Origin of the sequence: Flavobacterium palustre, from assembly GCF_014639535.1 — a bacterium.
Taxonomy (GTDB): domain Bacteria; phylum Bacteroidota; class Bacteroidia; order Flavobacteriales; family Flavobacteriaceae; genus Flavobacterium; species Flavobacterium palustre.
In genome coordinates this window covers 350,043-365,967 of record NZ_BMGA01000002.1, presented here as the reverse complement: position 1 = coordinate 365,967, position 15,925 = coordinate 350,043, and the positions used below count along the sequence as shown (strand labels likewise).

Sequence of the window (15,925 nt, the reverse complement as noted above, 5' to 3'; positions counted from 1 at the left end):
AATTGAAAAAAATTAAATTAGTGAATTCGTGGCTAATTTTTTAAGTCAATTTTTCAATGACAATCAGTTCGTTGTGTTTTTCAACTCTGGGAATGGTTTTAATTGAAAAATTTTCGGATTTAAATTCGTCAATCAACTTTTGATTGCGAAGATTCTCCGCATTATTTAAAAGCATGGTGTTAAAAAGAATAAATCCTTTGCTTTTCAGCAAAAAACAAACGCGATTGATAAAGAAAGATTCAAAAAGAAAATTTGGCATTTTGGTATCCTGAAAAACATCAATAATGATGAGATTGTATTTTTCTTTGGTTTTCAAAACAAATTCAAAAGCGTCGTCTATTACAATTTGAAGCTGTTTCATTTCATCCAGTTTGAAATACTGATTAGCCATTTTGATAATTTCGGCATCAATTTCAACTCCTGTAATATTTCCCTTAAATTGGATTTCATCAACCAGCGTTTTGATAACGCTTCCTCCGGCAACGCCAAGCACCAAGATGGATTCCATTTTTTTTATTTTGGCAAAGCCAATATTTTTCAAGCCCAATTTTAAAATCCGCTGTAAACTCCCATACGAATAATTCGTGTTTTCCGAATCCATAACTAAATTACCGTTGGCCCAGGTTATTTCCAGAGACTGACTTAAAGTCGATTTTTGGGTGTGAATTTTTATAGGGTAGAAATAGCTGAGTAATCGTTTGAGCATGAAATAGGTTTTTTCTCAAAAATAGCTTTTTATATTTTTAAATTATAGCTTTTATTATTAAAAAAGAGAACGGATTTTTTTTATAAAAAAAATAGATTTTTTTAAAACCGGGAAATTGTTTTTTTCGTAAATGGAATAAACTTTAAAATTATAGTTATGAAAAATCTATTCTTCTCTTGTGCTGTTGTAGCAATGGCATTTGTTTCCTGTGATAATGATGATGCTCCTGTAAGTAATCCCGAATTGACATTAGTAACATCAAGTAATACTTCAGGAAAAGTAACTTATGTTAATTTATTAGAGCCAAATGCAATGGTAAAATCGTTTACTATTTCTTCTTTAGATGCAGAAGGTGTTTCGTATAATCCTAAGACGGATACTCTTATTGTAGCTTCACGTACTAATAACAGGCTGGAAGCTTATTCAGGTGTTAAAGCTGCAGCAGCATCGGGTTCGGTATCCTTAAGTCTGTCTTTGAATGGTTCTAATTTAGATTTTACCAATGCAAGAGAAACAGCAGTTTCTGGAGATAAAATTATTGTTGCTCAGGACGAATCGGCTTCAAATGGATTGGTAAATAAATTATTGGTTTACAAAAAAACTGCCACTGGTTTTATGCTTTTAAATTCTTATACCGTTAATTTCAAATTGTGGGGAATACACATGGAAGGAAATGATTTGTACGCAGTAGTTGATCTAACGGGTGATATTGTACAGTTTAAGAATATTATGAGTAACGCATCGGGAGCAATTACCGCTACTAAACGCGTTACCATTGAGGGACTCGTAAGAACACATGGAATTAGTTATTCGGCTAAAGATAATGTAATGGTACTTACGGATGTTGGGGCTGCTGCTTCTGACTCTGATGGAGGATTGATTTTTATCAAAAATTTTATGAGTGTTTTTGCCTCAACAGCTAATATGGGAACTATTAGTACGAGTAATCAAATACGTATTTATGGGCCTAATTCACAATTAGGAAACCCTGTAGATGTAGCTTATGACTACGCTACAGACATAGCTTATGTTGCGGAACGGTTGAATGGAGGAGGAAAGGTTTTGAGTTTTGCCAGAGCTACAATTTCAGGAGATGCTACTCCATTGACTGTAAGAACAGAAGCAGGAGTTACCTCAATATTTGTTATAAGAAAGTAAGAGTAGGTTTTACTTGTTTTTAATAGCTCTAAATGTAATTAAAAAGCATTTAGGGCTATTTTTTTAATTTGGCTTGAAGGTTTTAAAAGTTCCGTCTTTATAGAAAAATACTATTTTTTCAATATCTTTTTCATGGTTGTTATTTATTATTTCACCCGGAGAATGCTGCATAGAAGTTGCTTTTTTTTCTTCTGTAATATTGACCGAAAATAAGTCTTCAGGGATTACTGGATTTGGGTTCGTCGGAGCTAGAATAGGAGCGGTGGCAATTTTTGGTTCTGAATCAGTTGTTATTGCGTTATTTTTAGGAAAAGTGCCTTTTCCATTTAAAATCCAATACAAATCAACATCTGGATAAACGTCCATAATTTTGAGGATAAAATCCAAACTGGGTTTGTTTCTCCCTGAAAGCAGGTGAGACAAACTGGAACGTTGCACGCCAATTTTATCGGCAAATGCTGAAGCATTGATGCCGTAATAATCCAGTATCATTTCAAGTCTTTTAATAAAATCATCAGTGTTTACCATTGTAAATTATAATTTAAAACAAAGTATTACAAATGTAAATAAAAGTAACTAAAACAGCAAATTTACAGCTGTAAACAATACTTTTTAGCGTTATTTGTGTGAAATAAAACTTTATATTACAATATTTAAAACACTGAAAAACAAAGCTGTTAAATATTTAATTAAATATAGATGACATTTGTTAACTTTCGAAAGTAAATCAGAATTGAAAGAGTATTAGTGATTGTTTACAATATTAAAAATACTGTCATCTTTGTTGTTTACAAATGTAAAAATAAAGATGTTTACTTTTGTAAATCAAATATTTTTAGATTATGAATTTAGAGCAGTTGTTTCTTGACAGTAAGGAAAAAACGATTGAAGGCAGGTATTTGACTTTAGAGTCAATTGAACCGATATTAAAAAGAATGAATACTGATAATCAACTTTCCATTGTTGGCGAATCAGTTCAGGGAAGGCCAATTTATAAATATGTTATTGGTACCGGAAAGACTAAAATTTATCTTTGGTCTCAAATGCACGGAAACGAAAGTACAACTACAAAGGCCTTGTTTGATTTTTTAAATCTGTTGCATAGTGGTTCTGATTTGGCGAAACGTTTTCTGGAAAGTTTTACTTTTTGTTGTTTGCCAATGTTGAATCCTGACGGAGCTACTTTATATACTCGTGCTAATGCGAATGAAATTGATTTGAATAGAGATTCTCAGGATTTAACTCAGCCGGAAAGCAGGATTTTAAGAGCTGTTTTTGAGGAGTTCAAACCTGATTTTTGTTATAATCTTCATGATCAGCGTACTATTTTTGGCGTGTCTGATACCGGAAAACCAGCAACAGTATCGTTTTTAGCGCCTTCTTATAATGAAGAAAGAGAAATCAATGATTCAAGACAAAAAGCAATTAATTTAATCGCCGGAATGAATGCTGTTTTACAGCAATTTATTCCGGGGCAAATCGGTAGATTCGATGATTCGTTTAATATCAATTGCATAGGAGATACTTTTCAGTATTTAGGAGTGCCAACAATTCTATTTGAAGCAGGTCATTTTCCGGGCGATTATCAGAGAGAAATTACCCGAAAATATATTTTTATGGCTTTAGTTTCAAGTTTCACAATGCTTAACGAAAACGTTATAGAAATTAATAGAACAGAGGATTATTTGAATATTCCTCAAAATAAAGTCGTTTTTTATGATTTTATATACAAAAAGGTTAAAATAAATTATGACGGTATTGAAAAAATAACGAATTTTGCTGCACAGTATAAGGAAGAGTTGATTGATGGGAAAATTCAATTTAACACTTATGTAGCTAAGATTGATGATTTAGATGGATTTTTTGGTCATGAAGTGTATGATGCTCAGGAGGCTCTTTATGAAGATGGTGGTGAAAATGTTCCTAAATTAGATCAAAAAGCAAATTTTTGTTTGGATAAAAAACTTAATTTTGTTAATGGATTGATAAAAAAGTAATTTTTTGTGCGAGTTTATCAATTTAATGTATATTTTTATGCTTTAAAATGATAATTAATAATATAATTAAAGAAATATGAGTAAGTTCCGTTTAGATGAAGTAGATCATCAGATATTAGACATGTTGATAGACAATACGAGAGTTCCGTTTACAGATATCGCTAAAAAATTATTGATTTCTGCAGGAACAGTCCACGTTAGAGTTAAAAAGATGGAAGACGCAGGTATTATAATGGGATCCTCATTGGTTCTTGATTATGACAAGTTGGGTTATTCATTTATTGCTTACGTAGGTGTGTTTTTAAATAACACTTCTCAAACTAAGTTTGTTTTACAACGCATTAATGAAATTCCATTCGTAACTGTTGCTTCTGTGACTACAGGAAAATTTAATATTTTCTGTAAAATCAGAGCTAAAGACACTAAACATGCTAAGGATGTGATCTTTATGATTGACGATATTGATGGTGTTTACAGAACTGAGACTATGATTTCTCTTGAAGAAAGTATCAACGACAAGAAGCGTTTGATGCACACTATCTTCAAAAATATGTAATCTAAGAACTTGAATGTTATTTTAAAATAATACCTCAAGTTGATTCTTGGGGTTATTTTTTTTCAAAAACAACGATAAAATTAACTAAATAATTCAACAATAATTTATGTACACGCTCCCTAAAATTGAACGTTTTAAACAAAATGTTCTTTCTAAATATAATATTTACAACAGCGTTTTCATTACTTTACCTTTTGATTCTATAGACAATACAGGTGCTTTACTGCCTTTGTTCACAGAAGTTTGTGAAACAGGTTTTAGAAAAATGGAAACACCAAAGGAAATATTTGAGTTTTTCTCTAAAAAATATTTACATACTGACGTAGAAGCTGATAAAATCGATTTAATGTTTCGTTTTATCCAGTACATTGAACGTCAAATTGTATTGTTTGATGCTATAGAAGACGCTGCATTTCCTATTGTAAATAATATGGAGGGACGTGGTTCTTTAAGAGATATTAAAGAAAAAGCCGATGCCAGAGGGAAAAATGAAGAATTAGTTGAATTTCTGGAAAATTTTAATGTAAGACCTGTTTTAACAGCGCATCCTACACAGTTTTATCCTGGTGCTGTATTAGGAATTATAAACGATTTGACTCAGGCAATTCGTGATAACAACCTGCTTCAAATCAAACAGCTTTTAGCTCAGTTAGGAAAAACTCCGTTTATCAAAAATGAAAAACCAAATCCTTTTGACGAAGCAGTAAGTTTGATTTGGTACTTAGAAAATGTATTTTATAACACCGCCGGTGATATGATGCATTATTTGGAAACTAATATTTCTCCAGAAGGAATTAAAAATCCTATTATCCAACTTGGATTCTGGCCGGGAGGTGACCGAGATGGTAACCCGTTCGTAACTACAGATATTACCCTGAAAGTGGCTGATCGTTTAAGAACTTCTATTTTAAAATGTTATTATTTTGAAATGAGAGACTTAAAAAGAAAGTTAACGTTCCCAGGTGTTGATGTTTTAGTTGCTGAACTTGAAAATAAACTGTACCGTTCAGTTTTTTATTCCAGAGGTGAAATCTATATTACCTTAGAGGAATTTAAAGCGCAGTTAATTAAGATTAAAACAATTATTGTTGAGCAACATCAATCACTGTATTTGGATGAATTAGAGGCGTTGCTTATCAAAATAAACCTGTTTGGATTCCATTTTGCAACTTTAGATATTCGTCAAAACAGTAAGATTCACGATGCTGTATTTAAAGATGTATTTGATTTTTATTTAGCCGAAGGTAAAGACGTTTTTCCTAAAAATTACTACGAATTATCGGAGACAGAAAAAATTGATGTTCTTGCCAATGCAAAAGGCGATTTGAATCCGGAGGACTTTAAAAATGAAATGACCAAATCGACTCTGGAGTCTATTCGTGCCATCCGACAAATTCAGGATTGTAATGGCGAGTTAGGAGCTAACCGTTATATCATCAGTAATAATGAAAATGCAGTAAATGTTTTAGAAGCATTTGCTTTGTTCAGATTAAACAACTGGGAATTCCCTTCAGTGGATATTGTGCCTTTATTTGAATCAGTTGATGATTTGCAAAATGCACATAATGTGATGGAGCAATTATATACCAATCCGGTTTATGCTGCGCATGTTGCAAGCAGAGGAATGAAACAAACTATCATGCTTGGATTCTCTGATGGTACAAAAGATGGTGGTTATTTAATGGCCAACTGGAGTATTTATCAGGCTAAAGAACAGCTTACGGCCATGTCCAGAAAATATGGAATTAAAGTTATTTTCTTTGATGGACGTGGTGGACCACCGGCTCGTGGAGGAGGAAAAACACATAAATTCTATGCTTCTTTAGGTCCAAATATTGAAAACAAAGAAATTCAGGTTACAGTTCAGGGACAAACTATCAGTTCTAATTTTGGAACTTTAGATTCCTGTCGTTATAATTTAGAAAACTTATTAAGTGCGGGTGTTACTAACCAGGTGTTTAATAAAGACTTAAATAAATTATCTGATGAGGATAAAGAAGTGATGACACAATTGTCAGAATTAGGATATGAAAAATATTTGAGCTTTAAAAATCATGATAAATTTATTCCGTACTTAGAAAAAATGAGTACGTTGAAATATTATGCAAAAACGAATATTGGAAGTCGTCCTTCTAAAAGAAGTAAATCTGAAAAATTAGATTTTAAAGATTTAAGAGCAATTCCATTTGTTGGATCATGGAGCCAATTAAAACAAAACGTTCCTGGTTTTTACGGAGTTGGAGCTGCTTTGAAACATTTTGAGGATACCAATCAGTGGGAAAAAGTTCAGGGACTGTATGATAGTTCGTTGTTTTTCAAAACATTATTAGAAAACAGTATGATGTCATTGGCTAAGTCGTTTTTCCCATTAACAGCTTATATGAAAAACGATCCTGAATTTGGAGAATTCTGGCAAAATATCTACGATGAGTTTTTAGAAACAAAACGCTTATTATTGAAAATCGCAGGTCATAAAGAATTGATGGAAAACTATCCTGACGGAATGGCTTCCATTCAGGTTAGAGAGCGTATTGTGTTGCCATTATTGACTATTCAACAATATGCTTTGTTACGAATTAACGAATTGAACAAAGAAGCTAATCCGGATGAAAAGCTAATCAAAGTATATGAGAAAATCGTAATGCGTTCTTTGTTTGGTAACACTAATGCAAGTAGAAATTCAGCTTAATTGTTTTTATGAAAGCAACTGAAATCCCGGATAACGAATATTCCTTATTTAATGCTACTTATATAAAAGCAGCAGAAGACGGAGATTTATATGAAGACTTAGAAATAAGTCTTCATGATTTTATTCGTTTTGTTCAGGATATTCCAATGGATAAATTTGATTATCGCTATGCCGAAGGCAAATGGACAATCAAAGAAATTATTCAGCATATCATTGATACGGAACGTGTTTTTGCTTATCGCGCTTTGCGAATTTCAAGAAATGATAAAACGCCATTACCGGGATTTGATGAAAATGATTATGTAGCGAATACCAATGCTAATGACAGACATTTACAAAGCTTGTTGACTGAATTGTCAATTGTTCGTCAAAGTACTTTGGCGCTTTTTAAGAGTTTTTCAGAAGAACAATTAAAAAGAATTGGTATAGCTTCAAATAATGAAATTTCAGTACGAGCCATTGGTTTTATTATCATTGGACACCAAAAACACCATCAAAAGGTTTTTCAGGAAAGATATTTATAAATTACCAGAAAGCAGCTGACCAGATTTTCAGCTTGTTTTCAAAAGACATTGTATTAGCAGGACTGGTAGAAGGCATTACATAATAAGTAATGCCTTTTATTTGTCCGAAATTTTTAATGAAATAACGATGGCTTTCTTTTCCGTTGAATAGAATTTTTTAATATTTGGAAATTGTTTCAATAAGCTTTCAAAATCATTAGGTTTATGATTTTTAATATGAATGTCTAAACTTCCTTTTCGTTCGCAATTTTCAAGAACATCCCAAATTCCAATTTTATTTTCTTGTAATACTTTTATTTTTTCTTCGAAAACAGTAGCAACCGGTAATTCATCAAATAAAGTATAAATGATTTTCCAGAAATGATTGCGTGGATGCGCATAATATTCCTGTTTTTCCAATGAAGCAATTCCAGGCATGGTACCCAGAATTAGGATTTCGGTTTTGGCGTTGACAAAAGGAGGAAAAGAATAAATCATAGATTTTAAAGTTAGAACATTTTTGATAGTCTGGTTGAGCGCAGTCGAAACCTGTTTTATGTTAATAAAGAATCTCGACTACGCTCGATTTGACAAACAATATTAATTATTATTTTCTTCTTTTTCGATAATCGCTAAAGCCAGTCTGATTTTTTCGTAAGCCATTTTTTCTCCAAAATAATCAAAATACGGTTTCAAAGCTGTTGGTTTCTTTAATTTAATTTTGGCTTCTTTAATTTGTGTAACTTCTTTATTTGAAACAAATTGATATAAATCAATTGAAGCTCCGTCTAAATATAATTTGGCAAAATGAGATAGTATCGTACTAAGTCCTAATTTTCTTTTTTCAGCAATTTCATCAGCGGTTAAGCCTTCCTGATACAAAGCTAAAGTTTCTTTATAAGTGCTGGATTCTTTTTTTGTCTTGACTTTTTTGTCTTTTTGAAAAGCAATAATAGCTTTGATAAAAGCATCGCCGTATTTTTCTAATTTGACTTTTCCAACACCATCAATTGCAATCAGCTCTTCTTCGCTCATAGGTCGATTGATTTCCATTTGGCGTAAAGCGGCATCACTAAAAATGACATAAGCTGGAACTTCCTCCTGTTTTGCAATTTCATAACGCAATTTTCGTAAACTTTCAAAAAGTGAATTACTAACTACTTTTTCTTTAATTTCTTTACTGACTGTTTTATCGGTATTCGCTTTTTGAATAGTATTAAGTTGGACTTTTTCGCCTTCAAATAAAACTTTTTTCGCCAGAGGCGTAAGTTTGATTTTGTTTTGTTGGTGAAAAGCAATTTCGCAATACCCCAAATTGATTAATTGAATAAGGTATTGATTCCAGTCTTGCCAGGAAGTTTCGATACCTACACCATAGGTTTTTAAATTTTGATATTCTTTTTCATAGATATAAGCATTTTTAGAACCACGTAAAAAATCAACAATTACAGGCAACGGTTCAGATTCTTTCAGGCGGATAATTGCCGAAAGTGCTTTTTGTGCAATTATGGTGCCGTCAAAAAAGGCGGGAGGATTTTTGCAAATATCGCAATTGCCACAATTCTCGGTTACAATTTCGCCAAAGTAAGAAAGCAATATTTTTCTGCGGCAACTTAGCGCATCGGCATATTGTTTCATTCGTTCGAGTTTCGACAATTGTATTTCGGCATTTTGTCCCTGAGAAGCAAATTTTTGCAACTGAATCAAATCGCCATAACTTTCGAACAAAATTGTTTCAGAAGTCAATCCGTCACGGCCGGCACGACCAATTTCCTGATAATAGCCTTCGATGTTTTTGGGTAAATTGTAATGAATTACCCAGCGAACATTGGATTTATCAATTCCCATTCCGAATGCAATTGTCGCACAAACCACTTGGCATTCGTCATTTATAAATTCATCCTGAGTTTTAGAACGAAGTTCGGCATCTAAACCAGCATGATAAGCTTTAGCCGCGATTCCGGCTTTGTGAAGTTTTTCAGCAAGTTCTTCGGTGGTTTTTCGGCTCAGGCAATAAATAATACCGGAATCGTTAGGTTTTGATTCGATAAAATCAATGATTTGTTTCACTCTGTCTAAAGCGGGACGAACTTCTAAACTCAGGTTTTTTCGATCAAAAGAAGAAATGAAAACAGACGGATTTCTTAAGTTTAACTGATTGCTAATATCCTGACGTGTAGCTTTATCGGCAGTGGCAGTTAAAGCTAAAACTGGAGTAGAAGGGAAGCGGTTTTTGAGATAACCTAAATTGGTGTAAGCAGGTCTAAAGTCATGCCCCCATGACGAAATACAATGGGCTTCATCAATAGCAATTAAACTTATATTGAGTATGCTAAAAGCATTGTCTAAGTAAGATAAACTTTCCGGAGCTATGTAAACCAGTTTTGTTTTATTGTTTTTTAAGTTTTCAATATGTTGTTGCTGTTCGATTTCTGTTTGAGTACTATTGATAAAACAGGCTGTAATTCCGTTAGCTTTTAAACTATCTACCTGATCTTTCATTAAGGCGATTAACGGAGAAATCACTATAGTAATTCCCGGCAGCAACAGGGCAGGTAATTGAAAACAAATAGATTTTCCGCCACCTGTAGGCATAATGGCTAAAGTATCATTGCCTTTTAATATGGTATTAATAATTTCTTCCTGATTACTTCTGAATTTTTCAAAACCAAAATTTTCTTTAAGTGTATTGTGCAATATTTGAGAAGGAATCATTTTTGAGGTATTGGTTTAAATTAAAAAAAGGAACTCTTTTTCTGAGTTCCTTTTTTATGTTTTTAAGAATTAATCTTCATCGTCTTCGTCATCGTCATCATCGGCAATGTCTTTGTCGTCACCATCTTCATCATCGTCGTCTAATTCAGGTTTATCAACATTGTCATCTTCGTCATCGTCATCACTCATGTCGTCATCCAAATCCAAACCTTTCATTGGCGCAATTGGTTCGATATCATCGTCGATATCATCATCTTCGTCAAAATTTTCGATTCTGTCTGCAAGTTTAGTACTTACTTTTACTAAATAGATAGTATCTTCAGTGCGAACTTCAACAGCTTCTATCAATTCGTTTTTAGCATTTTTGAAACGAATAATATCTTCGTCGTCATATCCATCAGGAAATTTCTCAACTAATAAGTTCAAAATTTCGTTTGTCAGTTTAGCGTACTCAACAATAATTCTTCTCATAAAAATGGTATTATAAATCTAATAAATAAGCAAAAATTAATGGTGCTACAATGGTAGCATCTGATTCAATAATAAACTTAGGAGTGGTAATATCTAACTTACCCCAGGTAATTTTCTCGTTTGGAACTGCTCCTGAATACGAACCATAACTGGTTGTAGAATCAGATATTTGGCAGAAATAACTCCAGAACGGAATGTTGTGCATTTCCATATCCTGGTACAACATTGGAACTACACAAATAGGGAAGTCTCCTGCGATACCACCACCAATTTGGAAAAATCCAATACCATTTTCACTATTTTTTGGATACCAATCCGCTAAGAAAGTCATGTATTCAATACCTGATTTCATAGTAGATGCTTTCAATTCTCCTTTAATAACGTAAGAAGCAAAAATATTCCCCATAGTACTGTCTTCCCATCCAGGAACAATAATAGGTAAATTTTTCTCAGCTGCAGCATACATCCAGCTATCTTTTAAGTCAATTTCGTAATATTCTTCAAGAACACCAGAAAGTAACATTTTATACATGAATTCATGTGGAAAATAACGCTCGCCTTTATCATCTGCATCCTTCCAGATTTTGTAGATATGTTTTTGTAATCTACGGAAAGCTTCGTGTTCAGGAATACAAGTATCAGTTACACGGTTTAGTCCTCTTTCTAATAAAGCCCATTCGTCTTCAGGTGTTAAATCACGGTAGTTAGGAACTCTTTCGTAGTGAGAATGAGCCACTAGGTTCATGATGTCTTCTTCAAGATTTGCTCCTGTGCAAGAAATAATCTGAACTTTGTCCTGGCGTATAATTTCGGCGAAGATTTTTCCAATTTCTGCGGTACTCATTGCTCCGGCCATACTTACCATCATTTTAGCGCCATTGGCTAATTGTTGTTCGTAAGCTTTTGCGGCATCAACTAAAGAAGCAGAATTGAAATGTAAATAATGCTTTTCAATAAACTGACTGATTGGTCCTTTACTCATTTTAAGGGGTTTAAATATTTTGTAAATTTAGGTGTATCTGAATCTAAATTGGCTCAAATATAATGAAATTATAAATTTACTAATTGTGTGTTTTGTTAATTATTTTTTATTTGTAGCCTAATATTTTCAATACGTCTTCAGAGGTTTGCTGCTCCGAAAATACTTCTGTAGCTAAAATACCATTTTCATCTCTGTCAATCAGAATATGCTTAGGTTGTGGTATTAAACAGTGGTGTAATCCGCCGTATCCACCAATGGTTTCCTGATAGGCACCTGTATTAAAAAATCCAATATAAAGTGGTTTTTCTTTGTTGTATTTTGGTAAATAAATGGCGTTCATGTTTTGCTCAGAGTTGTAATAGTCATCACTATCACAAGTTAAACCTCCTAAAAGAACTCTTTCGTAGGTGTCGTTCCAGCGGTTTACGGCTAACATGATAAAACGCTTGTTTATTGCCCAGGTATCAGGTAATGTAGTGATGAAAGATGAGTCAATCATATTCCATTTTTCCCTGTCGTTTTGTTGCTTTTGATAAAGAACCTGATAAATCGCTCCTCCGCTTTCACCTACCGTAAAAGATCCAAATTCGGTAAAAATATGAGGAACATCCACTTCAGCTTCATCACAGGCAATTTTGATTTGATTTATGATTTCGTCAATCATATATTGGTAATCGTATTCAAAAGCCAAAGAGTTTTTTATAGGGAATCCTCCTCCGATATTCAAACCGTCCAAAGTAGGACATTCTTTTTTAAGAGCAATATATACTTTGATACATTTTACCAATTCGTTCCAGTAATAAGCGGTATCGTTGATCCCGGTATTGATAAAGAAGTGAAGCATTTTCAACTCTAATTTATCGTTTTCCTGGATTTGTTTTTTGTAAAAAGAAACAATGTTTTTGTAACCAATTCCCAGTCTTGACGTATAGAATTCGAATTTAGGTTCTTCCTCAGCGGCAATACGGATTCCAATTTTGAATTTCCCTTTGATTTCTGACTGAAGTAAGTCTAATTCTTCGTAGTTATCAATAATTGGAATGGTGTTTTTGTGTCCGTTATTAATTAATCGGGCAATATTGGTAATGTATTGGTCTCTTTTGAAACCATTACAAAGAATATAAGTGCTTTTGTTGATTTTACCGTTTTCTAAAAGATTCTCAACAATATTAATGTCAAATGCAGAAGAAGTTTCAACATGAATATTGTTTTTGAAAGCTTCGTTCATAACAAACTCAAAATGAGAACTTTTTGTACAATAACAGTAATAGTATTTTCCCTCATACTTATTTTTTTCCATCGCTTTACGAAACCAGCTTTTGGCTTTGCTGATGTTGTTTGAAATTTGAGGTAAATAAGTAAATTTTAACGGAGTACCATATTTTTCAACCAATTTCATCAAATCGATATTGTGAAATAAAAGGTTGTCTTTGTTGAGTTTGAATTCTTCCTGAGGGAAATAATAGGTTTGATTGATTAGATCAGAATATTTTGTATTCATTGCTTTTTAGAGTTTTGTTGTTTTACAGATTAATGATAGAAATTAAACTGTAATTCAAACTCTAATGTTTGCATATATAATTTGCAACTTTTCGTTCTCAACTTTTAAGTATTGAAAAAGGTCAAAACTAAATGGACTAATCACTAAATTAAAACGTTTCAATATTCCTAATAAAGAACTATTGTTAACGCTCTGATTTGAGTTGTAATTTCTTTGTTTTTGATCTTTTTTCATTGCGGCAAATGTAAAAAATAAAATATAAGTGATGCAATCCTTTTTTATAAAAAAAATAGTTAAGATTTGTAGTCTTCAAAGGCTTCAAGAATTAATTCATTCTCAACAGCTTGATTGATTTTAATCTTTCCGATGCCTTCAATTAATGCAAATTGGATGCTTCCGTATTCATTCTTTTTGTCATGAATTAATAGTTCTAAAATAGGTTCTATATCTGCTTCTTCAAAAAGAATATCTTCATAAATAGATTTTAATACCGCTTTAATTTGGATGTATTCTTCCTGTGAAATTAATCCTTTCTTTAAAGAAATATAGCTTTCAAGAATCATTCCCACAGCAATGGCCTCACCGTGAAGTAAAGTAGTTTTAGTTTCGCTTTCAAGAAAATAACCTTCAATGGCATGCCCAAGAGTATGTCCGAAATTCAGCGCTTTTCTAATGTTTTTCTCCGTAGGATCCTGTTTCACAATTTCGTTCTTGATCTCCACTGATCTGTAAATCAATTGGTCAAGAGCATCAAAATCAATAGTTGAAATATCCAGAAATTCTTCCCAGTATTTTTTATCGTAGATTAGACCATGTTTCAACATTTCGGCAAGACCGGAACGCATTTCGTTTTGAGGAACTGTTTCTAAATATTTTGTGTCAATAAGAACCATATTTGGCACATTGATAACACCAATTTGGTTTTTTAAATTTCCTAAATCCACACCGTTTTTTCCGCCTACAGAAGCATCTACCATAGAAAGCAACGTAGTTGGGATATGGATAAAATCAACACCTCTTTTGAAAGTTGAAGCTACAAAACCACCAAGATCAGTAACTACACCACCGCCAAGATTGATTACAAGACTTTTTCTGTCGCCTCCAAGCTCAGTAAGTACTTTCCAAATTTCAACGCAGGTTTCGATGTTTTTGTTTTCTTCGCCGGCTTCAAATTCTACAATTTCAACATTCAAATCGGTTTCGATATAAGGCAATAATTTAGGTAAACAAAACTCATTGGTGTTACTATCTACAAGAATGAATATATTAGAATATTTATTTTGGCTTAGATGAAGATTTAAAGCTTCGTATCCTTTTTCGTTAAAATAGATTGGGTAGCTATTGGCTTGAATTGTTTGCATCTGTATTTATTAATTTGAAATGCAAAATAAGGTAATTTCTAGTAATTAATATTCATAACTCTGGCTATATTTGTTTTAAATAGCGAAAAAAATGAAAAAAATATTCGATGACACAGAAATTGCTTTTGCTTTAAAAAGTAACACCGATTTAAATACATCTTATTTGCTTTTTAAAATGATGAATTTTAAACCATTGGTGAAAATTGGAACCGGATTTATCAATCTGGCTTTGAAATTGCATCTTCCGGTAGAAAATTTAATTCGGAAAACCATCTTTGATCAGTTTTGTGGGGGAATCAACGAAGAAGATTGTCTTAAAGTAGTTGATACTATTTTTGCCAAAGGAGTTTCTACTGTTTTGGATTATGCTGTTGAAGGAAAAGCTGTTGAAACTGAATTTGAAAATGCACTTCAAAAAACACTCAAAATCATTGAATTTGCTAAAGAACGTCAAGCAATTCCTTTCGCCGTTTTCAAACCATCCAGTTTTGGACGTATTGATTTGTATGAAAAAATAGAAAAACAGCAAGCTATAAATGCTGAGGAACAAAAAGAATGGGCTGATATTGTGGCTCGTTTTGATAAAGTTTGCCAAATAGCACATCAAAAAAATGTAACGGTAATGATAGATGCCGAAGAGAGCTGGATGCAAACTGCTGCTGATAATTTGATTTTTGAAATGATGCAGAAATACAATAAAGAAAAAATAATTGTTTGTAATACTTTGCAAATGTACCGCCGGGACCGAATGAATTATTTGAAAGAAATCCATCAAAAAGCCCAATCGGAAGGTTTTTTTATTGGAATCAAATTAGTTCGCGGTGCTTATATGGAAAAGGAAAATGAGCGAGCTGAAGAAAATGGTTATCCATCGCCTATTTGCGCCAGTAAGCAGGAAACGGATAAAAATTACGATGCCGCATTACAATATATTACCGATAATTTAGATACTTTTTTGCTTTTTGCGGGAACGCATAACGAAACGAGTGCTTATTATTTAATGGAATTAATGCAACAAAAAAAGATTACTAATAATAATCCCAAAATTTGGTTTGGACAGTTGTACGGCATGAGTGATACGATGAGTTTCAATTTAGCTGCTAATGGCTATAATGTTGCAAAATACGTTCCTTTTGGACCGGTAAAAGAAGTGGTTCCTTATTTAATTCGGCGTGCTCAGGAGAATACGGCGGTTACAGGACAAACCAGTCGCGAACTGGAAATGATTATAGAAGAACGACAACGCAGAAAGAAATCACATCGTTGATATTGAGTTCCGGAAGAAA

The 15,925-nt window shown here is 32.9% G+C and carries 14 protein-coding genes; 6 read left to right on the top strand and 8 right to left on the bottom strand.

Annotation, left to right across the window (positions count from 1 at the left end; genetic code table 11):
* Positions 1-40: 40 nt before the first annotated feature.
* The gene (locus IEV84_RS06395; RefSeq protein WP_188493459.1) at positions 41-706 is read right to left on the bottom strand and encodes a spermidine synthase; all 666 of its coding nucleotides are present in this window, start codon (positions 704-706) and stop codon (positions 41-43) included.
* A gap of 156 nt (positions 707-862) precedes the next feature.
* Between IEV84_RS06395 and IEV84_RS06390 the strand changes: the two genes are divergently transcribed.
* Positions 863-1,864 (top strand): hypothetical protein, encoded by a 1,002-nt coding sequence (locus IEV84_RS06390; RefSeq protein ID WP_188493458.1) that lies wholly within the window; start codon positions 863-865, stop codon positions 1,862-1,864.
* A 63-nt stretch (positions 1,865-1,927) separates the two neighbouring features.
* On the opposite strand, the gene IEV84_RS06385 is transcribed toward IEV84_RS06390, so the two are convergent.
* Positions 1,928-2,392: a helix-turn-helix domain-containing protein gene (locus IEV84_RS06385; protein ID WP_188493457.1), complete on the bottom strand. Its 465-nt coding sequence runs from the start codon at positions 2,390-2,392 to the stop codon at positions 1,928-1,930.
* Between the two features lie 314 nt (positions 2,393-2,706).
* On the opposite strand from IEV84_RS06385, the gene IEV84_RS06380 reads away from it, so the two are divergent.
* The 4 genes from IEV84_RS06380 to IEV84_RS06365 all read left to right on the top strand — a co-directional run bounded on the left by IEV84_RS06380 (position 2,707) and on the right by IEV84_RS06365 (position 7,630).
* Positions 2,707-3,861 carry a M14 family metallopeptidase gene (locus IEV84_RS06380; RefSeq protein ID WP_188493456.1) on the top strand — a complete coding sequence of 385 codons (1,155 nt, stop codon included), beginning with the start codon at positions 2,707-2,709 and terminating at the stop codon, positions 3,859-3,861.
* A 76-nt stretch (positions 3,862-3,937) separates the two neighbouring features.
* Complete coding sequence (locus IEV84_RS06375; protein WP_007139244.1) at positions 3,938-4,417, top strand: Lrp/AsnC family transcriptional regulator; 480 nt, start codon at positions 3,938-3,940, stop codon at positions 4,415-4,417.
* Between the two features lie 106 nt (positions 4,418-4,523).
* Positions 4,524-7,106 carry a phosphoenolpyruvate carboxylase gene (locus IEV84_RS06370; RefSeq protein ID WP_188493455.1) on the top strand — a complete coding sequence of 861 codons (2,583 nt, stop codon included), beginning with the start codon at positions 4,524-4,526 and terminating at the stop codon, positions 7,104-7,106.
* Positions 7,107-7,114: 8 nt separating this feature from the next.
* Positions 7,115-7,630, top strand: coding sequence for a DinB family protein (locus tag IEV84_RS06365; RefSeq protein WP_188493454.1), 516 nt, complete (start codon positions 7,115-7,117; stop codon positions 7,628-7,630).
* A gap of 96 nt (positions 7,631-7,726) precedes the next feature.
* Here IEV84_RS06365 and IEV84_RS06360 read toward each other — a convergent pair whose 3' ends face one another.
* The 6 genes from IEV84_RS06360 to aroB form a co-directional block, all read right to left on the bottom strand.
* Positions 7,727-8,107 carry a DNA-deoxyinosine glycosylase gene (locus IEV84_RS06360; RefSeq protein WP_229732626.1) on the bottom strand — a complete coding sequence of 127 codons (381 nt, stop codon included), beginning with the start codon at positions 8,105-8,107 and terminating at the stop codon, positions 7,727-7,729.
* Positions 8,108-8,209: 102 nt separating this feature from the next.
* Entirely contained in the window at positions 8,210-10,324 is a 2,115-nt protein-coding gene (gene recQ, locus IEV84_RS06355; protein ID WP_188493453.1) for a DNA helicase RecQ, read from the bottom strand.
* Between the two features lie 69 nt (positions 10,325-10,393).
* Complete coding sequence (locus tag IEV84_RS06350) at positions 10,394-10,795, bottom strand: DNA primase (RefSeq protein WP_188493452.1); 402 nt, start codon at positions 10,793-10,795, stop codon at positions 10,394-10,396.
* 10 nt (positions 10,796-10,805) lie between these two features.
* The gene (locus IEV84_RS06345; RefSeq protein WP_071185726.1) at positions 10,806-11,777 is read right to left on the bottom strand and encodes a deoxyhypusine synthase family protein; all 972 of its coding nucleotides are present in this window, start codon (positions 11,775-11,777) and stop codon (positions 10,806-10,808) included.
* A gap of 106 nt (positions 11,778-11,883) precedes the next feature.
* Entirely contained in the window at positions 11,884-13,278 is a 1,395-nt protein-coding gene (locus IEV84_RS06340; RefSeq protein ID WP_188493451.1) for a type III PLP-dependent enzyme domain-containing protein, read from the bottom strand.
* A 293-nt stretch (positions 13,279-13,571) separates the two neighbouring features.
* Positions 13,572-14,639, bottom strand: a complete 1,068-nt coding sequence (aroB, locus tag IEV84_RS06335; protein WP_188493450.1) for a 3-dehydroquinate synthase — start codon at positions 14,637-14,639, stop codon at positions 13,572-13,574.
* 91 nt (positions 14,640-14,730) lie between these two features.
* Between aroB and IEV84_RS06330 the strand changes: the two genes are divergently transcribed.
* Positions 14,731-15,906, top strand: a complete 1,176-nt coding sequence (locus IEV84_RS06330) for a proline dehydrogenase family protein (protein WP_188493449.1) — start codon at positions 14,731-14,733, stop codon at positions 15,904-15,906.
* Positions 15,907-15,925 lie beyond the last annotated feature (19 nt).